The 22,674-nt window shown below is 47.6% G+C and carries 21 protein-coding genes, 1 tRNA gene and 1 pseudogene; 11 read left to right on the top strand and 12 right to left on the bottom strand.

The genetic code is table 11. The features are described 5' to 3' along the window. Positions 1–2 precede the first annotated feature (2 nt). From ACFQI7_RS24910 to argC, 4 genes are all read left to right on the top strand, one after another. A complete protein-coding gene (locus ACFQI7_RS24910) occupies positions 3–896 on the top strand; it encodes a phosphotransferase family protein (RefSeq protein ID WP_218099677.1) in 894 nt (297 codons plus the stop codon). 584 nt (positions 897–1,480) lie between these two features. Beyond that, a complete protein-coding gene (locus ACFQI7_RS24905) occupies positions 1,481–2,035 on the top strand; it encodes a dihydrofolate reductase family protein (RefSeq protein ID WP_218099676.1) in 555 nt (184 codons plus the stop codon). Between the two features lie 142 nt (positions 2,036–2,177). After that, positions 2,178–4,454 carry an ATP-binding cassette domain-containing protein gene (locus ACFQI7_RS24900; RefSeq protein WP_218099675.1) on the top strand — a complete coding sequence of 759 codons (2,277 nt, stop codon included), beginning with the start codon at positions 2,178–2,180 and terminating at the stop codon, positions 4,452–4,454. 190 nt (positions 4,455–4,644) lie between these two features. Continuing rightward, positions 4,645–5,604, top strand: a complete 960-nt coding sequence (gene argC, locus ACFQI7_RS24895; RefSeq protein WP_218099674.1) for an N-acetyl-gamma-glutamyl-phosphate reductase — start codon at positions 4,645–4,647, stop codon at positions 5,602–5,604. 277 nt (positions 5,605–5,881) lie between these two features. Here the strand turns inward: argC and ACFQI7_RS24890 are convergent, their stop codons facing one another. Then, positions 5,882–6,643 carry an SDR family oxidoreductase gene (locus ACFQI7_RS24890; RefSeq protein ID WP_218099673.1) on the bottom strand — a complete coding sequence of 254 codons (762 nt, stop codon included), beginning with the start codon at positions 6,641–6,643 and terminating at the stop codon, positions 5,882–5,884. A gap of 108 nt (positions 6,644–6,751) precedes the next feature. Beyond that, positions 6,752–7,123 carry a MerR family transcriptional regulator gene (locus ACFQI7_RS24885; RefSeq protein ID WP_218099672.1) on the bottom strand — a complete coding sequence of 124 codons (372 nt, stop codon included), beginning with the start codon at positions 7,121–7,123 and terminating at the stop codon, positions 6,752–6,754. Positions 7,124–7,390: 267 nt separating this feature from the next. Here ACFQI7_RS24885 and ACFQI7_RS24880 point away from each other — a divergent pair, with 267 nt between their 5' ends. Both ACFQI7_RS24880 and ACFQI7_RS24875 read left to right on the top strand, forming a co-directional pair. Then, positions 7,391–7,663: an autorepressor SdpR family transcription factor gene (locus ACFQI7_RS24880; protein ID WP_218099671.1), complete on the top strand. Its 273-nt coding sequence runs from the start codon at positions 7,391–7,393 to the stop codon at positions 7,661–7,663. Continuing rightward, a complete protein-coding gene (locus ACFQI7_RS24875; RefSeq protein WP_218099670.1) occupies positions 7,663–8,304 on the top strand; it encodes an SdpI family protein in 642 nt (213 codons plus the stop codon). The genes ACFQI7_RS24880 and ACFQI7_RS24875 overlap by 1 nt, the downstream gene beginning before the upstream one ends. A gap of 211 nt (positions 8,305–8,515) precedes the next feature. On the opposite strand, the gene ACFQI7_RS24870 is transcribed toward ACFQI7_RS24875, so the two are convergent. The 4 genes from ACFQI7_RS24870 to ACFQI7_RS24855 all read right to left on the bottom strand — a co-directional run bounded on the left by ACFQI7_RS24870 (position 8,516) and on the right by ACFQI7_RS24855 (position 14,627). Next, positions 8,516–8,592, bottom strand: a tRNA-Met gene (locus ACFQI7_RS24870). A 263-nt stretch (positions 8,593–8,855) separates the two neighbouring features. Then, on the bottom strand, positions 8,856–11,777 hold the full coding sequence (locus ACFQI7_RS24865) for a DEAD/DEAH box helicase (RefSeq protein ID WP_218099669.1): 2,922 nt from the start codon (positions 11,775–11,777) through the stop codon (positions 8,856–8,858). Then, on the bottom strand, positions 11,774–13,333 hold the full coding sequence (locus ACFQI7_RS24860) for an SWIM zinc finger family protein (RefSeq protein ID WP_218099668.1): 1,560 nt from the start codon (positions 13,331–13,333) through the stop codon (positions 11,774–11,776). Before ACFQI7_RS24860 ends, ACFQI7_RS24865 begins: the two co-directional genes overlap by 4 nt. Positions 13,334–14,252: 919 nt before the next feature. After that, on the bottom strand, positions 14,253–14,627 hold the full coding sequence (locus tag ACFQI7_RS24855) for a VOC family protein (RefSeq protein WP_218099667.1): 375 nt from the start codon (positions 14,625–14,627) through the stop codon (positions 14,253–14,255). Positions 14,628–15,011: 384 nt separating this feature from the next. Here ACFQI7_RS24855 and ACFQI7_RS24850 point away from each other — a divergent pair, with 384 nt between their 5' ends. Both ACFQI7_RS24850 and ACFQI7_RS24845 read left to right on the top strand, forming a co-directional pair. After that, positions 15,012–15,722, top strand: coding sequence for a TetR/AcrR family transcriptional regulator C-terminal domain-containing protein (locus tag ACFQI7_RS24850; protein WP_218099666.1), 711 nt, complete (start codon positions 15,012–15,014; stop codon positions 15,720–15,722). Between the two features lie 142 nt (positions 15,723–15,864). After that, positions 15,865–16,089, top strand: coding sequence for a hypothetical protein (locus ACFQI7_RS24845; RefSeq protein ID WP_218099665.1), 225 nt, complete (start codon positions 15,865–15,867; stop codon positions 16,087–16,089). A 118-nt stretch (positions 16,090–16,207) separates the two neighbouring features. Here ACFQI7_RS24845 and ACFQI7_RS24840 read toward each other — a convergent pair whose 3' ends face one another. Continuing rightward, entirely contained in the window at positions 16,208–17,491 is a 1,284-nt protein-coding gene (locus ACFQI7_RS24840) for a phosphodiester glycosidase family protein (RefSeq protein ID WP_218099664.1), read from the bottom strand. A 308-nt stretch (positions 17,492–17,799) separates the two neighbouring features. On the opposite strand from ACFQI7_RS24840, the gene ACFQI7_RS24835 reads away from it, so the two are divergent. Beyond that, positions 17,800–18,258 carry a pentapeptide repeat-containing protein gene (locus ACFQI7_RS24835; protein ID WP_218099663.1) on the top strand — a complete coding sequence of 153 codons (459 nt, stop codon included), beginning with the start codon at positions 17,800–17,802 and terminating at the stop codon, positions 18,256–18,258. Positions 18,259–18,557: 299 nt separating this feature from the next. Here ACFQI7_RS24835 and ACFQI7_RS24830 read toward each other — a convergent pair whose 3' ends face one another. From ACFQI7_RS24830 to ACFQI7_RS24815, 4 genes and pseudogenes are all read right to left on the bottom strand, one after another. After that, the gene (locus tag ACFQI7_RS24830) at positions 18,558–18,938 is read right to left on the bottom strand and encodes an SRPBCC family protein (RefSeq protein WP_329958244.1); all 381 of its coding nucleotides are present in this window, start codon (positions 18,936–18,938) and stop codon (positions 18,558–18,560) included. Between the two features lie 18 nt (positions 18,939–18,956). Next, positions 18,957–19,283: pseudogene (locus ACFQI7_RS24825) on the bottom strand (ArsR/SmtB family transcription factor); the annotation flags it as partial. A 46-nt stretch (positions 19,284–19,329) separates the two neighbouring features. Then, on the bottom strand, positions 19,330–19,629 hold the full coding sequence (locus tag ACFQI7_RS24820) for a carboxymuconolactone decarboxylase family protein (RefSeq protein WP_218099661.1): 300 nt from the start codon (positions 19,627–19,629) through the stop codon (positions 19,330–19,332). A gap of 207 nt (positions 19,630–19,836) precedes the next feature. Further along, positions 19,837–20,259, bottom strand: coding sequence for a DoxX family protein (locus tag ACFQI7_RS24815; protein ID WP_218099660.1), 423 nt, complete (start codon positions 20,257–20,259; stop codon positions 19,837–19,839). 216 nt (positions 20,260–20,475) lie between these two features. Here ACFQI7_RS24815 and ACFQI7_RS24810 point away from each other — a divergent pair, with 216 nt between their 5' ends. Then, positions 20,476–20,859, top strand: coding sequence for an ArsR/SmtB family transcription factor (locus ACFQI7_RS24810; RefSeq protein ID WP_218099659.1), 384 nt, complete (start codon positions 20,476–20,478; stop codon positions 20,857–20,859). A 53-nt stretch (positions 20,860–20,912) separates the two neighbouring features. Continuing rightward, positions 20,913–21,380, top strand: coding sequence for a phage tail protein (locus tag ACFQI7_RS24805; protein WP_218099658.1), 468 nt, complete (start codon positions 20,913–20,915; stop codon positions 21,378–21,380). 308 nt (positions 21,381–21,688) lie between these two features. Here ACFQI7_RS24805 and ACFQI7_RS24800 read toward each other — a convergent pair whose 3' ends face one another. Beyond that, positions 21,689–22,132 carry a hypothetical protein gene (locus ACFQI7_RS24800; protein WP_230415044.1) on the bottom strand — a complete coding sequence of 148 codons (444 nt, stop codon included), beginning with the start codon at positions 22,130–22,132 and terminating at the stop codon, positions 21,689–21,691. Between the last annotated feature and the right edge of the window lie 542 nt (positions 22,133–22,674).

Below are 22,674 nucleotides of genomic sequence, written 5' to 3'. Positions count from 1 at the left end.
TTATGGCTATCGCTTCTAAGCTGCAGCAGCTCTTTAATGAACCGATCGAACGGATCACGTATCTTGATCCTGGTTATTCCGGGCATGCCAGCGACGTCTGGTTGGTCAAGACCGTTTCGGAGGAGCGCGTTGTACGTTCATCCAGATGGAATGAAGCACCGAGCCGCGAGTTTTGGTGGGGGTGTTACGATTTGTTTGGAATCGATCCCAGACGAATGCGCCACTTCGAAGCCAACGCTGCCATGCTCGGATCAATTGCGGGCATTCCGGTGCCGCGAGTGCAGGCACATGCGACGATCGAGGGCAGGGAATATATCGTCGTCGAGAAAATGAACGGCAAGGCATTGCAGTCTTTCATCGGGCAATCCGATGCGCTTTTACATCAGTTAGGCGTTTGGCTGGCCCAGGTGCATTTGCAGCGCTGCGACTACTTCGGAAACCTTGCTCGCCCCCAAATGGAGAGACGGGAATTATTCCATGCCCGTTTGTCCCAAACCATGCGGCAGCTCGTCGAGCGTGATTATGTGAATGATAGCAAGATCAAAGTGTGGCTCGATGCCATGATCCGAGAACTTGGCGTTCTGCCGGTTCCGGATCATTTCTGTCCCGTGTTTATTGATCTTGATCCGTCGCAGTTCTTGATTCAAGATGGGGTGCTGTCGGCGGTCGTTGATGTTGAAGCGTATGCGATAGGCCCTCGGGAGTTTGATTTTGTCGGATTGGAGTGCGTGTTGGATGAGAAATCGGCAGCTTCTTTCCTCAAAGGCTATTCGACGATCCAAGATCCTCCGGATTTATCAAACTATCGCCAGGTATACCGCTTTTTGTATAGACTGTTAGGGGTGCAAGGGTCTGTCGATTTGGAGCAATGGTTCGCGCAGCGGGTGCTGTTCTGAGCAAGTTATTAATCTGACAGTTACGACAGTTAAATAATCGGCGGCCCCGTTAAGCTAAAGGACAGGATAGTTTAAGGGTTCTATGGAATACAAAGAAAGTAAAAAAAAATACCATGGTAACCCTCAGTGTTCTCTATTTTAATTATTATTAATTTCTTTGAATGACATTGAAATATCTTTATAGACATCTTTAACCTGGTTATAGCGAATTTTAGAAAAGAAATAAACAATAAAACGGTGTAAGGTGCTGTTGAATAGACGATAAGTAACTTTAAAATAAAGGGGAACGATAGTGTGGAGCTGCCGTAAAGGACAGCTCCTCTTTGATATTCGTTGAAAGGCAGTTTAAGTCAATGAATAACCACAATGCTTGGCGGCAGAATAAAGTAAGGTTGGGCAGATTCTTGAAAAGAATATTACCTTTAATACTTTTTTCAATGATTGATGAGAACCCGCGTAGAAGAAATGCTGTATTGCTTTTCAGGGAATCGCTCTGACGGAGAGCTCTCTTTTATTAATATGACAATAGGTGACGTAGTTGAGGTCTATAATGGGTGGTAGATTAACGAAAGGAGTAACAAAACATGAAACGAAAAATAATTTTGGATTTAGCGGTTACTTTAGATGGTTTTATTGAAGGAAAAAATGGTGAAGTTGATTGGTGCATTATGGACTCTGAGATGGGGTTTAATCATTTTTTAAATCAAATTGATACCATTTTATATGGAAGAAAAAGCTATGATTTATGGGGACAATTTACTCCGGAACTTGAACATGCTGATTCTGAAAGAGAATTCTGGGAATTGGTTCATAGTAAAGAGAAATATGTGTTTTCCAGGACGCAAAAGGGGACGGATAATAAAGCAATATTCATAAATGATAGTATTCTTGAAAAGGTAAATGAATTAAAGAATAAGCCTGGTAAAGACATCTGGCTATATGGTGGAGCAAGTCTTATTACAACTTTTATCAATTTAGGACTTGTTGATGAATTTAGATTATCTGTTCACCCTGTTGTTTTGGGAGAAGGAAAACCGCTGTTTGTGGATATAAAACAGAGATTGAATTTAAAAATCGTTAATACAAGAACCTTCTCCTCAGGTGTTGTACAACTAATTTATCATTTGGATGGGAACTAATCATTTTGCACATTCCTATGATAAAATCGTTAGTTTCAGATTAACAGCGGCGGCAAGTCTAAGACTTTATTTTCCGGTCTTCGATCGCCGCTTTTTCATTACACTGAAAGTTTAGAAAATAGAAATCCGAGGTGGAGGGGCTATGAAAGTCAATGATATCGTAATTGAAGGAGCACGCGAGAATAACCTTAAAAACGTGAATGTCTGCATCCCGAAGCAAAAAATCACGATCTTCACCGGCGTCTCGGGCTCGGGCAAATCTTCCCTGGTTTTCGACACCATCAGCGCCGAAGCTCAGCGGCAACTTAACGAGACGTTTTCTGCATTCATCCGCAATCGGCTGCCCCGGTTTAGTCAACCGGATACCGATCGCATCGAGAACTTGTCTACGGCGGTTGTGATCGATCAGAAAAAGCTCGGTGGCAACTCCCGTTCGACTGTCGGCACGATCACGGATATTTATGCGATGCTCCGGTTGCTGTTCTCCAGAATCGGTAAACCTTTTGCCGGCTATTCGCATGTTTTCTCGTTTAACGACCCGGCCGGCATGTGCCCGGAATGCTCCGGAGTCGGGCAGGTGGTGCAGTTCGATGTGGACAAGCTGCTTGACAGGCCCAAGTCGCTGAATGAAGGAGCAATCCTGTTCCCCGTATTTAAGGTAGGAAGCTGGTACTTGAATACGTATACCCATTCCGGCTTGTTCGACAACGACAAGCGGCTCGCCGACTTTACGCCGGCAGAATGGGATACCCTCCTCCACGGCAAAGAAAGCAAGATCTTATACCGAACCAAAGGCGGCGATATCGAATCGGATTATGAAGGTCTGCTGCCCAAGCTCACCCGCCTGTATTTGAAGCGAGACAGCAGCGAGATGTCAGATGCCAAACGCGAAACCCTTAACCGCTTTCTAACCTATAGTGAGTGTAACCTTTGCGGGGGAAGCCGGCTTAATCAAGCGGCCTTGGGCTGCCGGATTAACGGATACAACATTGCCCAATGCGCGGCGATGGAGATTGGCGAGCTAATACGTATGATTGAAGCCATTCAGGATCCCGTTGCCGGCCCGATGACTGACGGGATTCTGACCCGGCTGAATCATCTGGTCTCCATCGGGCTTGAGTATCTGAGTCTGGACCGACAGACCGCAACCTTGTCGGGCGGGGAGTCGCAGCGCATCAAGATGGTCCGTCATCTGAGCAGCAGTCTTACCGACATGATCTACATTTTCGACGAACCGAGCGTCGGGCTGCATCCGCGAGATGTCCATCGTCTGAACGGCATGCTGCGCCAGCTCCGGGACAAAGGGAATACCGTGCTCGTCGTCGAACACGACCGCGAAGTCATGGAGATCGCCGATTACATCATCGATGTCGGACCTCATGCGGGATCCCGCGGCGGAGAAATCGTCTACGAAGGCGACTTTGCGGGCTTGCTCCGCGCGGATACCTTGACAGGACGATACTTGAAGCAAAGTCTACCCTTGAAAACTTCAACCAGGGTACCCAAGGGTTGGATGACCGTAGCCGGCGCCAGCCTGCACAATCTGAAGGATGTGACAGTCGATATACCCGTCGGTGTGCTGACCGTGGTAACGGGGGTAGCCGGCTCAGGCAAAAGTACGTTGATTAACGGAGCATTCCTGCCGTCGCATCCGGAAGCAATTATCATCGACCAGTCGGCCGTGGGCACATCCATCCGCTCTAACCCGGCCACTTATACGGGCATGATGGACGAGATCCGGCGGCTGTTCGCAGCCGCCAACAAGGTGAGCGCATCGTTGTTCAGCTTCAACTCCAAGGGAGCCTGTTCCAACTGTCAGGGTCTCGGGATGATCTACACGGATTTGGCCTTTCTCGAGCCAATAAGGACGACTTGTGAAATTTGCGGGGGCAGGCGGTTCAGCGATGAAGTGCTAGAGTATAAGCTGAACGGAAAATACATCAGCGACGTCCTCGCCATGACGGTACGGGAAGCTTCAGAGTTCTTCAGCGGGAAGGAGCTGCTCCGTCAATTGCAGACGCTGGAGGATGTGGGACTCGGATACGTGACGCTGGGCCAGCCTCTGAGCACCTTGTCGGGCGGAGAATGCCAACGCATCAAATTGGCCGGGGAACTTCACAAGGAAGGCAGTCTCTATGTAATGGACGAGCCGACAACTGGACTGCATATGTCTGATATCTCTCGTCTGATGGACATTATGAACCGCTTGGTCGACGGGGGCAACACGGTGGTGGTCATCGAACACAACCTGGATGTGATCAAGAGCGCAGACTGGATCATTGACATGGGTCCCGAGGGCGGCCACCGGGGTGGCCGAATTATATTCGAAGGCACTCCTGTCCAGCTGGCTGCTTCCGAGCATTCGATAACGGGGGTGTATTTACGCAAGGCAGAAACCGGCCAAGGAGCGTCATTCTGACGGGGTACGTTGTAACCGGACCCGATCGAGGATCGATTAAGCTTTCGTAGAACGATAGCTCAATCATGAAGGCAGCCTTTTTGTTACGGGTACGCTCGTTTGAAGCGGCTTAGCCTTATTTGATTGAAACAAAAATATATGTATAATTATACTTATTATAGAATATTTATGCATCACAAGGAGGCTGATTATGAAATATAAAGTATTTGTTGACGGACAAGAAGGGACAACAGGCTTGAAGATCTTTGAGTATCTATCAAAACTATCAGACATAGAGGTTCTCAGGATTGACTACGATAAAAGAAAAGATCCTAAAGAACGAAGTAAATTCCTTAATACAGCAGATATTGTTTTTCTTTGCCTTCCCGATTCGGCTGCAAAAGAGTCCATTGCTCTTGTGAAAAATGAAAAAACCAAAATCATTAATGCCAGCACTATTTTTAGAACCGATAAAAATTGGGTATATGGCTTGCCCGAGTTAAAAAATCAAAGAGATTTCATACGTAACGCATCAAGAGTTTCCGTCCCTGGTTGTCATGCTACCGGTTTTATTCTTACCGTTAGACCGTTGATCGAAGCTGGTATTCTTCAACAAGATTATCCCGTTACATGTTATTCAGTGACTGGCTATTCCGGAGCTGGAAGAAGTGGAATTGAGGAATATGAGAATTCAACATTAGTCGCTGAGAAAAAACTCAATGTTCCGAGACATTATGCGTTGCAACTCAATCATAAGCACATCCCTGAGATGTTGTTGTATTCAGGACTTTTATATGAGCCATTATTTACACCCATTAAAGCTAATTATGCGCAAGGATTAGCAATGTCAGTTCCCTTAATGAGTAGGTATATGCCGAAAAACCCTTCCGCAAAAGATGTACATGAAGTATTATCAACGTACTTTGAAACAGAGCGTTTCGTACATGTGATGCCGTACGATTCAGAAGCTTACCTCGATGAAGGGCACTTTATGATATCTGAATGTAATCATACGAACCGACTGGAAATATTTGTTTTTGGACAAAAAGACAAGATAAATATTATTTCAAGATACGATAATTTAGGTAAAGGAGCATCCGGTGCTGCTGTACAAAATATGAATCTCATGCTTGGATTCGATGAAGGAAATAGTTTGGTATATTTACGTTAATGGGTGACAAAAGCTTAACACACGACACTTTGAAGCTGCCGTAGATCGATAACGGCGGCTTCACATAGTCGACAGGGACTCATATTGACGCGTAAGGCAAGCTCATGAATGCTTCCGAGAAGTTCCGAAAGTCCACCGTGAGTATGATTAAATGTAAACAACTTTTAGAAATAGCTTTGCTTTTTTATATGCCAATACGAAGTCAAAACAACTGTCATTTTGATTTAATTTCGGAAAAGCACCTATACAATGGTAGCACCTTTTTCGGTAAGCGTAGTTATTCAATTGTGTCTTTCGTTGCCTTATACATATTTTCTACGTGTTCGTCGACTTCATCTCGTGACATGCGTAAGCGATTCACAGAAGTGCCATATCCAATTTCCTTTTTACCTTCTTCTAATCCTTTGAAAATTCCATCTGCGAAGGCATCTAATGGTTCTCCATGCGTATGCAACCCCACTCCGCCTAAACCTGTATTCACTGCCGGAGGAGCAACTTCTATTACTTCAACAGACGTATCGGAAAGCTGGTGTCTTAGACTCATTGTAAATGAATGAAGCGCCGCTTTCGTTGCTGAATAAATTGGAGCTATCGCAAACGGTGTAAAGGCTAACCCAGATGTCACGTTAATGATAGTTCCCTCTTCTTTTGTTGCAAAAAATGGAGCGAACAGCATAGAGAGATGTAAAGGTGCTTCCATGTTGGTTGTAATTTCTTTACTGAAATAACTCCAATTGTTTCTCGTATCCGCTTTTAACACATTAAAGCGTTGTTGGACCCCCGCATTGTTAACTAACACATTCACTTCTGGATAGTTCGCTGTTACCCAATCAAACAATGCTACACGCTCGAATTCAATATCCAAATCACTTACACGCGTAATAAGGCTTGGGAATTTTTCTTTCACATTTTGAAGTACATTTTCGCGTCGTCCAGAAATAATGACTTTATTTCCAGCTTTTATAAAGCGTTCTGCGAAAGCTAATCCTATTCCAGAACTTCCGCCTGTAATAAGTATTGTATTTCCTGAAAGTTTCATTATATTATTTCCTCTTCTCCATTTTTTTAACTTAATAAAAACAAATTTATTATGCCTTTCTAGATTTGTATTAAACTAGCGCTAAGCAAAACCTGAATTCATCTCATTCTACTTTTCTTTCCTGGGTACGTTTGTATAACGTGTAATTTTTACATCAATCCCTTTCAAGGATTCTGTCATCAACGAAATTTCAGCGAGCACGGCCTGCCTGTGATTCTTCATCATTTCAAGTCGGAGTTCTATGGTGTTATCTCCTTCCACTACCAAATCAATATATTGCTTAATACCGCTTATTGGCATATGCGTGTTTTTTAAACAAATAACGGTTTCAAGGAGCGCAATCTGATCTTCTGAAAATAGCCTCCTGCCGGCTTCATCACGCTCGATTAATGGTAGTAGTCCTTTTTTTTCATAATAACGTAACGTGGATTCTGGAATATTGAACTTAGCTGAAGCTTCGCTAATTGAACAATACTTCATCTGGAGACCTCCAAATTTTATCTTTCGATGTCGACAGGAATATGATACGACTTAAACCATGGTTTAAGTCAACAAAAAATACATATTTTAGTCTGTCGAAGCAATAAAATATTTTTGAATCCACGGTTGAAGGAGACTGTAAAGGTCATGTAGGTGCAATTGGCAAGAGGTTGGATAGTGGCTTGTTGACATTCAATCAATATATGTGTAATCTATAATTAGAAACTTAGAAATTTATCTAAATATTGAAATGTGGTGGTGATTCTTGTGAACGATGCTTTTAAAGCATTATCGGATCCGACTCGTCGGCAAATTTTACAGCTGTTACGGGACAAAAGTATGAGTGCCGGGGAAATATCCGAACATTTCCAGATCAGCAAGCCAAGCATTTCTCATCACTTGAACTTGCTTAAGCAGGCTGGCTTGGTCCTAGACGAAAGGCAAGGGCAAAACATTATTTATACACTGCATACGACAGTTGTAGAAGATGTTATCGGATGGATGTTCAATATTTTAAACAAAAGTGAGGAAAAAAACTGATGAAGGTAATGAGAGAAATCGTTCTTATTTTGCTTAGTATTTCGCCGGCATTCGGGGCATTGCTTTTTTATAACCAACTTCCGGAAACGATGGCTACACACTTTGGAGTTGATAACGAAGTGAATGGAACCATGAGTAGAGGAGCGCTAATCATCACTCTTATTTTACTTGGTTTATTGCCGGTTTTAATGCGTGTTGCACGTTACGTCGACCCCAAGAGAGCAAATTATAGACAGTTTTCAAAAGCATTTGAAGTATCTCGAGTTGGTGTCACTATACTGTTAACTGTAATAGGTTGGATGATCATCGCCTACAATTTGGGAAATCATGTCGACATGACTAAGGTGGTCATGTTCGTTATAGGTCTTTTCTTCGCTATCATGGGCAACTACTTAACCCAAGTTAAGCATAATTATATGTTTGGAATACGAACACCGTGGACGCTTGCTAATGAAGAAATATGGAGGAAAACCCATAGGTTAGCAGGTCCCCTAATGATGATCGGTGGAGTAACCTCCTTGATTACATTGTTCTTTAGCGGCTTAGCAGCAGTACTCGTATTTTTAATCGTGATTTTAATTGCTTCTATCATTCCTGTGTTTTATTCTTATATGCTATACAAGCGCAATAGAACGAAGTGAGTGAGCTATTATTGATGGTACAGTTTCTCTTTCCAGCAAACGCGGAAAGCATTGTGCTAAACGGATAACGATAGCTGAATATAATTTAACGTAGATCGCTCAAGTGATTTTTCGAGAAAAATCAGGCACTAGGGTAATGCAAAAATGCCTTCAAACCACTGATCGTGGATTGAAGGCATTTCTATTTATGTGACGAGCTTGAATTGAAAGTTGGTTGCGGGGGCAGGATTTGAACCTGCGGCCTTCGGGTTATGAGCCCGACGAGCTACCGGGCTGCTCCACCCCGCGAAAGTATAATCGAGCACTGTGATTATTAACATCGACCAGAGTTCTTATATTACAGCAATTCCCGCCAACATGCAAGCATGGCTGAGAAGCTTTATGTAATATGTAGCTGATTTTGAGGTGTAACTTTCTTGTTGAATGCGATTTGGGGGTAATTATGTTTGTTGTAGCCCATAAAGCCTCCCGGCGACGGGAGGCTTTATGGGTTTGCTGGGCAAATCGCCCGCAGCATCCTCGAGGACACTTCGTTTATATTGCTACGGTGCCTAGCGAAGCGCAAACAGTTCGTGCAGCTCCTCGTTGGTAAACTCGGTAATCCAGCTCTCGGAGGTGGAGATGACATTTTCGCTCAAGCTCATTTTGCTCTCAAGCATGTCGTCGATCTTCTCCTCCAGCGTACCGAAAGATATAAACTTATGCACCTGCACGTTCCGCTTCTGACCTATTCGGTAGGCGCGATCGGTTGCTTGGTTCTCAACAGCGGGATTCCACCAGCGGTCGAAGTGGAACACATGGTTGGCCGCCGTCAGGTTCAGGCCGACGCCTCCCGCCTTCAGCGACAGAACGAAGATTCCCGGCCCCGTACCGCCTTCCGCTTGAAAGGTCTCGATCATATTATCGCGACCCGCCTTGGAGGTGCTGCCATTCAGGTACAGAACCGGTTCTCCGCGCTCCGCCTGAAGGATGTCGGTAAGTATTCGGCCCATACCTACGTACTGAGTGAAGATCAAGCAGGAGTCGCCCTCATCACGGAGCTCGCCGACCATGGCTATGAGCCGCTCCAGCTTGGCTGAACGTGAGATGAATGCCTCCCGCGCCACTGCCGATTGCAGCACCTCCACGGCAAGTCCGGCTTCCTTCGTCAGCAAAACGGGGTGGTTGCACAGCTGCTTGAGCTGGGTCAGCGCGCCTAAGATTGCTCCTTTGCGCTCCATGCCTTCCAGATTTCTCACTCGCTCCATCAATTCCTTGACCGTCTGCTCGTAAAGCGCTCCCTGCTCAGGGGTCAGGTTAATATACACCTTCATCTCCTGCTTGTCGGGCAGGTCCAGCTGGATCGCGGGATCCTTCTTTTTGCGACGCAGCATGAAAGGCTTGACGAGTCTTCGGAGTTGGGCCGTTTTTTCCTCATCCTGATGCTTCTCGATAGGACCCGAAAACCGGTGCTGAAACCCCCGTTGGTTCCCGAGATAGCCGGGGTTTAGGAAATCGTATATCGACCAAAGCTCGGACAGCCGGTTTTCTATCGGCGTTCCCGTTAGGGCAACGCGGTGCTTCGCTTGGAATGAGCGGACAGCGATGGATTGCTTGTTTTGCGCGTTCTTAATGTTCTGGGCCTCGTCTAAACACAGGGAGCTCCAGACGATATCCTGCAAGGTCTCCTGGTCGGATAAAGCGGTTGTATAGGACGTAATGACAACGTCGATCTGCTTCAAGGCTTCCTTGAGCGCCTCACCGCTTAAGCGGCCCTTCCCATAATGGAGCATGACCTCAAGCTCAGGGGCGAACCGAGCAAGCTCCTTCTGCCAGTTGCCGAGTACGGAGGTTGGACAGATCAGCAGGGCGGGGGAGTCGGAGACCGGCTTGTGATACAGCAAATACGTGATGAACTGGACGGTTTTGCCAAGTCCCATGTCGTCGGCCAGGCACGCGCCGAGCCCGAACCTTCTTAAGAAGCTTAGCCACGTGAAGCCTTCGCGCTGGTAGCTGCGCAACTCGGCGCGAAGCCCTTCCGGCACGGGGAGCTCCACTAGCTGCGACGGCTTCTCTAGCTGACGTATTAGCGCCAAGAGATGTGCGTTTAGCTCGATCTCCAGCTGCACCCTCTCTTCATCATCTTCCGATGGTTCATCGGCTTTAGATGCGTTCCTTTTGGAAGAGGAGGTGTCCACCTCCTGTTCGCTCAGCAGATGCAGCTGAAGGACATCCTGCAGGGACAGCCCTTCCTCCGGGTTCGTACTGCTCATAAGCCTTTGAATTTGCTTCAGCAGTGCCGGGTCCAGATAGACCCATTCCCCGCGGAAGCGGATCAGCCGTTCCTTGCGGCTGAGCAGCTCCGCGAATTCTTCCTCATTCAGGTCCATATTCCCTATAGCGATCCGCCAGTCAAAATCGACGAGGGCGTTCAGACCGAAGAGCGACGACTGGGCTTCGCCGCCGGCATTCTCCGAAACGCGCGCGCGAAGTCGCGGCCTCCGCTTCGAGGCTGCCTCCCACCAGCCGGGCAGCATGACGTTCCAGCCTTCACTTAACAGTTGGCGACTGTCGGTGCTCAGGAATCGCCAAGCGTCTTCATCGCTGATCGGCTGGGAGAACAGCTCATCGCCGTTTAATGCATATGGCAGTGCCTCGCGCAGTCTCGCCGCCCAGCCCTGGGAGCGCTCGCCGATGTAGGGTCCCCAATCACTGACCCATATGCCGTAAGCTTGTCCGTCTGCCATCAGACGGATGGGGACAAGCGCCGAGCCCTCGCTTTTATCCTGAAGCACCAAGCGAAGGCGCCAGTCGTAATGCTCCTCGTCGGGCTCCAGCAACTGCAGGGCGGGGCGGAAGGGAGCCGTGTCCGGCCTCCAGCCAAGCAGGGCAAGCCATTCCTCCTCCGTTAGCGCGGCGGAAGCAGGCGCCTGCTCGAACAGCGCCGGGTACTCGCTGCGAAGCTCAGCCTTGGAGAGGTCATCGGCATAGTGCAGCGCGGATACCGCAGCGGAGAAGGCGGCACGCAAGCCAGACAGCTCCCCGCCGGATGCGTCTATGCCTTTAAGCGCATCCCAATCCACTTCCTTGAGCTCGTCGGCTTCAGCATCCCATGTCCACTCCAGCTTGCCGCACCGAAAAGCACGGTAGCTCGGCACATAACGCCTCGCCTTGGCTGCTCTATAAATGTTCGGTGCGGCATGAAGCCATGCCTTGACCGCCGGCTCGCCGCCCTCCCACTCAACAATTTCCATAACATTCAGCTCGGAGAAGAACAGGAGCACCATCTTCGAAGGCAAGACCGTCACCGTCAGCTCTCCAGCCTGCTGCAGCTCCAGCAAAGTGCCGTAGCAGGAGGGTTCGTGCCACGCGAATAACAGCTTGCGTAATTTATCGCCGGGCATCTCGAAACCATTGTCATATCCCCACAGCAAGGCATCTCCGCTGTCCGTCAGCATAATATGCAAGTTGATATTGTAAAATCTTATATTCATTCCATAAGCTTTCCTTTCTTAATTTCCTCCTGCAGCGCACGCAGCCGGCTGTGCCGCTCCACAAAATCGTGGAAGAAAAGATCCCAGCGCTCTACCGCCTTCATTTTTTTGTAAACCTTCTGGAGTCGCTTCAGAAGCTTCACCGTTAATTTGTAGTCCTGCCGGTTTTTAAGCGACACATGGTGGGCGATCGCTTGGTGGTAGTACGGCAGAAGGAGCTCGGGCGCCTCCTTTTCGATCGGCTGCAGCACACTGACCCGATGGTAGAAGGGACCATGGCCTTGATGTATTTGCATTTCGATCCATGCTTTCCATTTCCGCTGCTCATATAGCGCTTCCTCGATGAGATGGGAGGAGAGGGGCAGCATGTCCTTGAGTACCTTCCACCAATGCTCCTCGGCTTCAGGTAAATGCGCCGCCGTCATTTTCCAATAATTCATATAGCTATTCATATCATTATTCAAGCGACTGTTGAAGGTCGGGGCCGACTTGATCAACCATCCGAGCAGGTCCCGCCAATTCCCGGCTTTGGCAAGCTGCTGAAGGAAAACAATTAGCAGACTCGTCGGAGCGTCCTTTAGCGCGCCACCGGTTTCCAAAGCAGTCCAAGCCTCTTCATTTCTGGATTGACTGATGAGTAAGTAAGCCTTCACCATGGAGCATCCGATGGATTTGGCATCACCTGTCGACTGGCTGTTGATATCGCTTAATTCATGAGTTACCCATTGTCCCGCATCCGGCTGAGGGGCTATCTCTTGCTGCCATAATGCCGCATAAATGCGGAAATGAAGATAGTCTTTGTCTTTTTCCTCAGCCATTTGTACTCTCAAGTAAGCTAAGGTTTGTTTAAGGCGCTCCGGAGAAAGCGTGAAGTTGAAGTGTTCGGAGGCTTGCGAAAGCCAAGCGTGAATGTTATCGTACGCCCGGGTCAACACGTGGGAGGTGAAGTAGGCAACGCTGCTTTGAGCGCTCAAGTCCTTCAGCTTCCGGACCATAAACAGCTCCTGATGCAGCTCAAAAAACTTCTGGTCGATGTCGGATAACGGATTAGAAGCTTTACGCATCGCTTGAAGCTGATCCCTTAGCAGGTTCAAATAGATGCCAGGGTCATAGGACTGCTTAATATGAGCTGTGTATTGATTTAAAAAGGTATGCCACTCGGATACATCGACGTCAGGCAACTGCTCAAGCCATACTAAGGAGGAGGAGCGTACCTCCGCCCGCTCAAGATGATGCTTGGCATTCATAATATGGGAAGAGGGATAGCCGTAACGATCGGCCAGCTCCATCATCACTGCGGCCAAATGCTTGCAAGGCGGAGGCGCCGGACAAGTACAGGAGTAGGAGCTGAGATTGTCCAGATTGAGCGTAACCGCGTAATCCTCTGAACCTGTTACTCTTGCGTGAATCATATGGTTTTCAGTCAGGCGTAGGTCTTCTACGCGCTGCTGTTTAAAATAAGTGAAACCCCGGCTTAGGGTGACCTCCGTAAAGGTTTTAGCCACCTGTTCGAGCATCTTGTGCCATAGCTCGTCATTTATAGTAGAAGAACGCATTGCAAGACTCCTTGCTAAAAATAGAAAATGAGTAATCCTGTAAATTCGCCACCGCGATGCAGACGGACGCCGATGAATCACTAGTTCGTGGGTCATAGGCGTATATCTATTTTATTATAGAGTGGGGAGGAAATAAATACGATGGTGTTTGAGAGAAAAGCAGGTCCGGAACTAAGACCACCCTGATTGAAACTGAGCCAGTTTTAGAAAAAGGGTTAACGTTATACTAACGGCTGCGACAAAGACGGTTATGTCGGGAGGGATAGAGTTATGCATAGGCATGAGAATTTAAATAGCATATCTTTAGGTACCTGCATAATCTCCTTTTTGTGGGATTTTGATACGGAGAAACCGGCTGACTATGATGTACTTAAGAGTGATGCGGTTTGGAACAAAGTTATTGGGAATAGGCAATGGTCCCAAGGACCTTGTGGAGAGAGGCGTGCGATATGTAAACTTTATCCAAGAGCCATTAATAACATAGCGCCGTATATAATACTTGAAGGTTGTTTTTTTCTTAATATTTTAAGCAATAGAGGCACCATTTTTATATTCGTCAATGTTCTAATGATGCTTTCCCTCTCGATCATTATCGGGCTATAGTGATGCGCCGTTTTTTTACCACACTTCATATCACCCTTGGTGAAGATATCGTTATATCCACGAATGGAAAGCATTATATGGCTTCACAAATTGAATGTATCTGTATGGGATACAAAAGGATTGGTTTTAAGCTATATGGAAAGAAAGTGGTTCCATATGATCTATGCTTTTACTTTCACAAAGGTCAAGAATTTAATGGGTTAGTTACAAAATAATTCACAGCAAAGCTGCCGCGTTGTTTATACAAGGAAGAAGAGAGTACGACGGCAACTTTTGTCGTAGGCATAATTCAAATAGAATCTGAACTTATAACAAATCATTTCTGAAGGTTATAGCATGTTACCTCAAAAAGAATTCCGCCCAGAGCCGTGAAATATAGGGTGTAACCGCCCCTTATCATTCTAGGTTCATGTTCCGAAGCAATGCCGGCTGCCGCAAGTTTCTTAAAGAAATGGTCAACCTCGGTCATCGTTTCGACATAGAAACCTAGATGGAAGTCTTTTGGGTAAGGGGCTGCATCGTTTTGGTCGGACCGTAATTTGCTAAGAACCAGGCTAAACCCATGACCGTCGGTCATCGCGGCAATGAAGTCTCCTTTTTGATCTAAAAGTTGAAAGTCGAAAAGATTTTGAAAAAATATAATTGCCTCTGACAGATCGTAAACACATAAATTTAAATGGTTAAGTTTCATTTGATGATCTCCTCTCTTTGAGAAAACTCACCGACCCATTGCAAAGATTGAAATGCCATTTCGCCATCACTTGTATAACCGAGCAGAACCATTTTTCCACGATATCTCGGAATAGACGATCGGAGATCTCCTTGTGGCGTTCAATCAATAACAGGGAGCCGGAGCTGGTCTTTTTCTGATCTTGATCCGACGAGCGGAACATCCGCATGTTCAGTTTTATAAGGCTTATCGTTGATCGACCTTTACTTGTCCGCAGTGTAAAATATGCAATTTCGCGCACATTATACACTATAAGCCCCCTCACAATCTAATCCTATTAGAATAATCTAATGATGTTAGAATACAAATATGTGGTATACTTGTCAAGTGAAAGAGGTGAACGCATTGGCTAGACGGCGAACAACCCCACTACTGAACAACGAAACCGAAGAAGGCACGAGACATATTCCGCTTGACCGGGCTCGAATCCTGGAAACCGCCTTATTCTTACTGGACGAGATTGGCTTGAAAGAGTTAAGTATGAGGAAAATAGCGGACAAATTACAAGTAAAAACGGCATCCCTTTACTATCATGTCAAAGACAAAGAAGAATTGATGCAGCTGCTTTCAGACCGGATAAGCGGAGAAATAGTTTGGCCGGAAACGTCCCTTTCCTGGCAAGAACAGATTTATCAATGGGCGGGGCAGTTCAGAAAGGTTCTTCTCTCCCATCGGGATGCAGTAGAGTTGTTCAATCAAATGATCGCAATGGGCTACGAGCGGCTAACCCAAATCGAAAGGCTGTATCAATTACTCGTTTCAGCGGGTTTTTCAGATCCCCACGTTCCATGGATCGCATCCATGCTGAAAAATTACGTGCAAGGTTTTGCAGCCGAAGAGGTGCAATTACACATAATTGCAAGGCACCATCATTCTTCATTCGAAGAATTGGGCGAACAATATGACCAATTTTATCGAAAACTACCGGCAGAACGATTTCCGAATATGATTCGCCTTGCTACTTATACCACGAAAACCAATTGGGAGAATGAATTTCGTTTTGGATTGAGTGTATTAATTGAAGGGTTTTCAGCTAAACTCATGCGAGGAAAATAGGGAACCTTAGACATTGAGAGAAACGTATCTTATAAAGTAAATCATTGTGCTATGGAGTACGATAGTGCAATAATTCTCACCATGAAAAAAGCGCCGACGCGGAGCGCATCATCGGCGAGCTGCTGCTGCAATTGACCGCCGTGTGGCAGTGTTGCCCGTAGCGGCGAAGCTCGTTTGCGCCGGCATCGGCAACGCGATCGTCAAGCACGCGAACGATTTGAACAAAGGCGACCGTGAGCATTCCGACAAAGCATATGCTGGATTTCTCAAGCATCTGGAGAACATGGAGGCCGTTCCGGAAGCCAAGCGCACGCTGTCGAGCGACGTTCAGGCGTTGATTGCGATGTGGTCAACGAGGGGCCGGTAATAAGCTCGTCTCGAGAATAGAAACGCCCCGCCGGATTTGTTCCGGGGGGCGTTATGCTGTTAGCGGGTCGCATTATGCAGCTCGCGGGGAGATTCCACATCCCCGGCGTTCGGCCGGGTCAGTCGCGGACGAACACGCCGATCCCGTTGGCTACCGCGCGCTCAGAGCCGTCGGACGGCGCGTTCCGCACGGTCGCCGCCGGCGCTTCCGACTGCCGCGTGACGAGCGTCGACGAGCCGCCGCCGTCCAGGTTGACCGCGTCGACGGCGCCGAACGACTGCATCAGCGCGGCCAGCTCGCTGACGGTCATGCCGACGCTGGCGGCGATCCGGCCGTCGACTACGGCCAGGTACACCTGCTTGCCGTCGGCGCTGACCCCGGCCGACGTTCGCGGCGCCAGCGCCGGGTCGTCCATACCGGCTAACGGCTGGCCGTCCCGGAGAATCGGAAACCCGCCGACCGCAAATAAGAAGCGCGGATGGTCCTCGGCGACGAGACGGTAGTCGACCTTCAACTTGTCGCCGGGCTGGAGTTGGCCGAGTATGGCGGCGCCTTGCTCCCGGCCGACCAGCACGACCGTGTCGTCTGGGATTGCGCCGGCGCCGGGCTTGCTGTACACGGAAGCGACGACGCCGTCCCGCACCGTGACTTCCATCGTCTCGCCGCTGCAAGGAGCGCTCCGGCTCGTGTCGGAGCCGCAGGTCGGCCGGACCCGGGAAGCGGTCCCCCAGTCGCGGGTATACACGCCGATGCCGCCTTCCGGCAGCGCATATTGATTGAGGCCGTTAATGGTGATCCGGCCATCCTTGGTCTTCAGCTCGCCGTCCAAGGCTAAGCTGGATACCCGGGCCCGACCGTCGACGCCGAGGCCGAAGACGTTCCGGGTGGACGTGCCGTCAGGGAGCTTGGGACCGAAACGCTGCTTGTTCGGCACCGCGAACTTCAGGGATTCGCTGCCCGAAATTTCCGGTCCGACTGCGGAGTTGGTCGGCGCAACGCCGGCATGCGTCTCGCTGACGTTGAAGAAGTCGCCGTTCACCCCGGCGACGGCGCCCTGCCGGCCCACCATCTGCGAGATCCGCTCCTTCTTGGCCACTGCATCCGGGTGCAGGAGCTCCAGCGAGACCTTCGGGTTGCGCAGATCTACGCTCACCAGATGCCCGGAGGCCGAGCCGTGCGACGTGGTGAGCTGGAACGTCCGGTAGGTCACGCCTGGGGCGACCGGATCGGGGTCGGAGAACCGGATGCCGCCGACCGGATCGGAAACCGCAGCATAAGCCGCCTGCGGCAAGGGCACGTCCGGCGCTGCGGCGTTGACGCCGATGGCGCTGACCAGCGCGGTACCCAAGGCAACCAGCGCAATCCAGCTTGCTTTCTTCCTCGCGTTTCTTCCTGAGATCATTTCATTCTACCTCCTTGATTCATTCAGAATGATAGACTGGACGATTCTCTTAAGATGTCAAATCCATTATATACCATAATATTGAATAATTTGTTAATTTTTTTTAATGGCCGTTTGACGATCCGCCATTGCTTTGAGATCCCCGTGACGTGATTTGACACTTCGTATTTCGAAAACTGCAGCTATTGCTCGGTAGACTCGCTACGCTAACGAGCAGTTTTTTAAATGGATAATAAAGGGAATCCGACTTAAATGTCGAAAATACAATCGTTAGATTAACAATGAGCTGCGAAAGGGGACTTTGAAGAATGAATTTGAAGCTGGAAAAATTAGAATTAGAAATGGCTGATATTTCTGGGTCTAGGTTTGAAAAGGTTAAAGCAGAGGATTTAAACTTTAATGATGTTTGTTTAGTAAGGACACAAATTCATAATGCAAATATGAGTGGGATGGCATTAAATGATGTCAATATGTCTGGGTTTAAAATTTCGGACGCTAATTTGAGCAATCTTGAAATTTCTGAAGCTCAAATGGGTGGAGCCTATATACGTAACATTGGTATACCTAAAGAAGGAGATCCCCACTACAATCCAAAAACCGCAGGTCAGCCAATAAGATTTGAGAATTGTGAACTAAGGGGTAGCCAGATTTCAAACTGTGACCTTAGCAATGTAGAGATATTGGATTGTGAACTAAAAGGTATGAAGATTAATGGGATACTGGTTGAAGAACTCTTAAATAATTATAAAAACAAGCAATCGTTCTAAATAATTGATTTCACTGAGTACTATAGCTCAATAAACAAGCTGCCGCGTGAAAAATGGCAGTTACTATTTGTGCCAAAAGATGGATAAAAAGTGGACTATGATATGATAAAATGCTGAGTAGTCAAATGGTATGATTCAAGGAAATTAAGGAGGAAATATGACTACGATTGCATATCAAGGTAACGCTTCCTCAACCGATAATGATTTAGAAGCCGTATCCATGAGATTGTCCGAAACAAACATAAACCGGCTGCAAACGGCATGCAGCCGGTTTATGTTTTCCAGCATCAAGCAGGAGGTTATTCAGCCAATACCTTTTCAAGCGAACCGCACATTGCAGCCCAGCCATGCTTAGCGTTTTCGAGTACATACTCATTCGTGATTCCGGATTGTTCGAAATGAAGGTTCACCTTGCCGTTCCCCAGGTCCTGCAAAGTCCAGGTTACTGTGTTATTCTGTCCTCCGCTGACCCAAGTGTAGGACAACCGATTAGGTGCGTCCAAAGTCAGCACTTCGCAGTCAATAATTCCATTCCACCCTTCGACCGGCTGAGTGCGAAACTGAAACCGGTGTCCTACTTCGGGTTTAAAATCATTTTCCATGACCCACTTGGCAAGCTTGTTTGAATCGGTCAAGGCGGACCAAACCTTCTCGATCGATGTGTTGTACTGAAAATCCATGATCAAGGTTTCACTCTTTTTTTCTTCATCCTCCAATAATAGTTTCAATCCCAACATGCCTTTGCTCCAGAACTTGTTGTAGGAAGACACCCAGACCTGAAATTCTTTAAGTGGAGAGGCGTTCAGCCTGAATCGCGGTTCTCTGCCGACTTTTCGGTCAATCACCAGCCCAGCCTCTTTAAGGATTGTCAAATGCTTGGATACCGCTGTGCGGCCCATTTTAAATTGTGCCGTCAATTCATGAAGCGGGATCTCATCCGCTTCTGCCAACAGACGGATGAGTCGACGTCTGGTTGGATCCGCTACCGCGGCAAACAAATCTCGCAACCTGTCGTTCTCGCTCATAACACCCCCTCCTAAAATTCTTTCAAACAAAACTTGGCACCGGCATTCAACCCCAAGAACCCGCAACTTGTCTGGTTGTGACGTTGAGACGATTAAACAGGTTGGTTGTAGCAACCGAGAGAATCAGGGCAGCCAAGGCGGTTTCGTCAAAATGCCGGGTTGCTTCATCCCAAATTTTGTCCGGAATCGGGTCTTCTCGATCACTGAGCCTGGTGATCGCTTCGGTTAACGCCAGAGCGGCACGTTCGGCGTCCGTAAAGCGCGGTGAATCCCGCCAGGCTGTAACCGCAAATAAGCGCTCATTAGATTCTCCAGACTTCTTGGCATACAATGCACCGGATTCCACGCAAGCGCTGCAACCATTAATTTGACTCGCGCCAATTCAAAGACTGTATCGCCTTCATGGCTTCGGAAATGATCATTGCAGGGTTTTTCATGCGTGCTGGCATAACATCAACTCCTTGTCAGATAAGTTTTACGCAGACTACATTGCCGGTTGCTTGATGCAATTCGATTGTTTTTAGATCGCCTCGCCGATAATCTCATCACCACCTTAAAGTTTGCGGCTCTTCGGACGTAGCGCCCACGAGACGAGTGCCAGGGCTGCAAAGCCAATGGTGGTAAAAATATGGTACGCATAAGCCCCGTAGTCCCCCACGAATGCATGTGATGCAGCAGCGCCCGTCATTTCAAAGAAAATACCGGCGTATGCCCATTCTTTAATCCGCGGAAGACTAGGTACGAGGATGGCTATCGCCCCCAGCACTTTCCAAATCCCGATTACGGTCAGAAGGTACACAGGGTACCCTAATATTTCCACCGTCTCGAGTGTCCCCCATTGATTGGTTATATCCCCGATTCCTCCGCTCCCAACAACGAATGCAAGCAGCGCCGTTGTAACCCAATAAGCGATAACTCTTCCTCGGGAATGGGTTTCTTCTTTCGCGGTTGTTTCCGCACCGACAATCTTGCTCATCTGTTTCCACCTCACAATAAAAATGGATACCATTTGGTGTCGCATCTGAGTATAGGATACCATTTGGTGTCGTGTCAATAGTATTTTTTCATCTTCACATGAAAACGGTTGATAGGAAAGAAGGTGGATGTTTCTTATTGACGGGACTCTATATAGTGTCCTAAAATAGAGGCACCATTTGGTGTAATTTCATTTCATGCGAGGGAGTGGGTGATGATGAGCGCAGTTGCACAGACACGGGATGTCTATTATGCCGTGGCCGATCCGACCCGGCGTGAAATCATTCGACTGCTGGCGGATGCGGATGAATTGCCGCTCAATCGGTTGACTCCGCATTTTGCGATGGGCCGCACCGCAGTCTCCAAGCATTTGACGATATTGAAGGAAGCCGGCCTCGTGAGTGAGCGTAAAGTCGGTCGTGAGACGCGAAACCGTCTCAATCTCGAACCGCTGAAGGAGCTTCAGGATTGGTTGTCGTACTACGAGAAATTTTGGAAACAAAATATGGTTCGTCTGGATCAACTTCTTAAGGAGGAACAGGAGTCGGAGGCGCAAAATACGGCTGGACGAGCATGTGCGGACAGCCTGAACAAGTACTAGTCGAATTGTAAATCCAATGTTAGGGAACAAAGAGATAAAGGAGCGGGATGGATATGTCCTATATCGTTGATTTTAAAAATGTGTCTATGCTTGGTTTAGAGTCTTCACCTGTAGCAGATGCGCTTGCTGGTTTGCGTGCGAATGAAGCTCGTTACTTCATGAACAAATACAAGCATGAATTTACGGTGGTACCAGCTAGCGAAAGCCAGGAGACCCTTGATTATGTGAACCGAATTTTGAAAGAAGAACGTGATATTGAGTTTGCGGCCAAACCTTTAGAAACGTCGCGTTTTCAAGTGGAAAATATTAAATGGACCTTCGTCTTTTATGAGGATGGTCTAGCGGTCAACGTCCTGTATACGGTTGATGACCCTAAGAAGCGGGCCGTTGGTTTTAAGCTTTCTGAAGGGATGGAGGTACCAAAGGAGTTAGAAGAGAAGAAGTTTAAGTTTGCTAGACAGAAGTCTAAACTAGCTGGAACAATTCGAGGCTCGTTTTTTGTAATTAAGGGAGAATATTAAAAGAAGCAAAAGCGCAAGCATAGCGGTGGATCCGATATTTCGTTTTCAACAACGTGCTGCACCCCATTACGCTAACGGGTTACGATAGCTGAATAAACCACGCCACGAGGCTGCCGCAGAGATGATCGGCAGCCTCGCTATGCTAACGGGCAGAATAATTCAGTAAACTATGGAGGAGAATATCGATAATTCATTTCATTATATTACCACTAGGTTAATTCAGAGTCCTGACGGTCGTAGTATTAAAGCCCTTCCATGAAATAAAGAAGGACAATCTGGGCCGCTGCCTAGATTGTCCTTGGTGCAAATTAACGCTTTACATTCTTTCCGTTCATGGCAACGGTCCCGTTTCCGAGAACTTCGGCGAAGTTTTCCGGTGCGACACGGCGCCGTTGAATACGGTCGATTTCGGCATTGGACAGCCGGCGGCGCGACAAGATGAAGGAAGATGTCTGATCATTGAAGTCAGGCAGGCTGTCTACTTCGATGGAGCCGCGAAACACCCTGCGGGGACCTTGGTAATTGATATCCTGGAAAAGCACGAGGGTGCTGTTGCGATTGCCTGTTAACACGAAGCTCGACAGGACATCGTTGAAGTTAAAGATCACCAAGGAGCGCACCCCCAGGTTGCCGCGAAAGCGAAGGCGGCGTCCTCTTTGTTCGTTGTCGCTCCAAAGTGTCAGCTGAGGCAGTGTTTGGGTGATAACTGCTTTGCGAACGCCTGGATTTTTTGCGAAAGTCTTTTTCTGCATTGTTCTCACCTCCTCGATTGCAATATACGCTCTCGAAAAGAGGAAGCTTGTATGATTGACCGTAAAATGGCTAAAAAGGCGAATGTCATAATGAATCTGCCTGCTATTATTAGATTCAGTGACGAGATTATCGGTAACGCCGATCGGTCATTGTTGGAGGAGATTATTTGCAACCTAATAAGAAAGGTTTTAGGAAGTTTTTGGTATGCACTGGACAGGCGACTCATATTGGGAGGGAGCATTTGTTCAAACATATTAATTACAAGTAACTAACGGGGAACGTTAATGCAATAATGCACACCAGGATAAAGCTGCCGCTTTGAACGGCAGCTTTGTTGCACTACCCCGAAAATTTCACATAGCATAGATCTAAAATTGGCAATACGAAACTAAGCCCAGCTTTAGTGTTTTTTTAAAAACTGTGCTTCATAGAATTTATGTGAAATCAAGATGGTTACGAGGCTGTCGAGGCGGTGAGAGCTACCTGAAAACCAAGATTCTCGAGCCTTCGAACCGCTTGTTTCATTATGGCTTCTTTTTGT

The organism is Paenibacillus allorhizosphaerae (assembly GCF_042659105.1).
GTDB classification, from domain to species: domain Bacteria; phylum Bacillota; class Bacilli; order Paenibacillales; family NBRC-103111; genus Paenibacillus_G; species Paenibacillus_G allorhizosphaerae.
The sequence above is the reverse complement of the archived record's forward strand: the minus strand, read 5'-3'. Positions and strand labels throughout refer to the sequence as shown.

What these genes read in the sequence shown, in the direction of transcription:
- ACFQI7_RS24835 (WP_218099663.1), top strand. Translation starts at nt 17,800, where the DNA reads ATGAATTTGAAGCTGGAAAAATTAGAATTAGAAATGGCTGATATTTCT.
- ACFQI7_RS24875 (WP_218099670.1), top strand. Translation starts at nt 7,663, where the DNA reads ATGAAGGTAATGAGAGAAATCGTTCTTATTTTGCTTAGTATTTCGCCG.
- ACFQI7_RS24855 (WP_218099667.1), bottom strand. Translation starts at nt 14,627, where the DNA reads ATGAAACTTAACCATTTAAATTTATGTGTTTACGATCTGTCAGAGGCA.
- ACFQI7_RS24890 (WP_218099673.1), bottom strand. Translation starts at nt 6,643, where the DNA reads ATGAAACTTTCAGGAAATACAATACTTATTACAGGCGGAAGTTCTGGA.
- ACFQI7_RS24805 (WP_218099658.1), top strand. Translation starts at nt 20,913, where the DNA reads ATGTCCTATATCGTTGATTTTAAAAATGTGTCTATGCTTGGTTTAGAG.
- ACFQI7_RS24800 (WP_230415044.1), bottom strand. Translation starts at nt 22,132, where the DNA reads ATGCAGAAAAAGACTTTCGCAAAAAATCCAGGCGTTCGCAAAGCAGTT.
- ACFQI7_RS24865 (WP_218099669.1), bottom strand. Translation starts at nt 11,777, where the DNA reads ATGAATATAAGATTTTACAATATCAACTTGCATATTATGCTGACGGAC.
- ACFQI7_RS24810 (WP_218099659.1), top strand. Translation starts at nt 20,476, where the DNA reads ATGAGCGCAGTTGCACAGACACGGGATGTCTATTATGCCGTGGCCGAT.
- argC (WP_218099674.1), top strand. Translation starts at nt 4,645, where the DNA reads ATGAAATATAAAGTATTTGTTGACGGACAAGAAGGGACAACAGGCTTG.
- ACFQI7_RS24885 (WP_218099672.1), bottom strand. Translation starts at nt 7,123, where the DNA reads ATGAAGTATTGTTCAATTAGCGAAGCTTCAGCTAAGTTCAATATTCCA.
- ACFQI7_RS24860 (WP_218099668.1), bottom strand. Translation starts at nt 13,333, where the DNA reads ATGCGTTCTTCTACTATAAATGACGAGCTATGGCACAAGATGCTCGAA.
- ACFQI7_RS24815 (WP_218099660.1), bottom strand. Translation starts at nt 20,259, where the DNA reads ATGAGCAAGATTGTCGGTGCGGAAACAACCGCGAAAGAAGAAACCCAT.
- ACFQI7_RS24900 (WP_218099675.1), top strand. Translation starts at nt 2,178, where the DNA reads ATGAAAGTCAATGATATCGTAATTGAAGGAGCACGCGAGAATAACCTT.
- ACFQI7_RS24910 (WP_218099677.1), top strand. Translation starts at nt 3, where the DNA reads ATGGCTATCGCTTCTAAGCTGCAGCAGCTCTTTAATGAACCGATCGAA.
- ACFQI7_RS24830 (WP_329958244.1), bottom strand. Translation starts at nt 18,938, where the DNA reads ATGGATTTTCAGTACAACACATCGATCGAGAAGGTTTGGTCCGCCTTG.
- ACFQI7_RS24905 (WP_218099676.1), top strand. Translation starts at nt 1,481, where the DNA reads ATGAAACGAAAAATAATTTTGGATTTAGCGGTTACTTTAGATGGTTTT.
- ACFQI7_RS24840 (WP_218099664.1), bottom strand. Translation starts at nt 17,491, where the DNA reads ATGATCTCAGGAAGAAACGCGAGGAAGAAAGCAAGCTGGATTGCGCTG.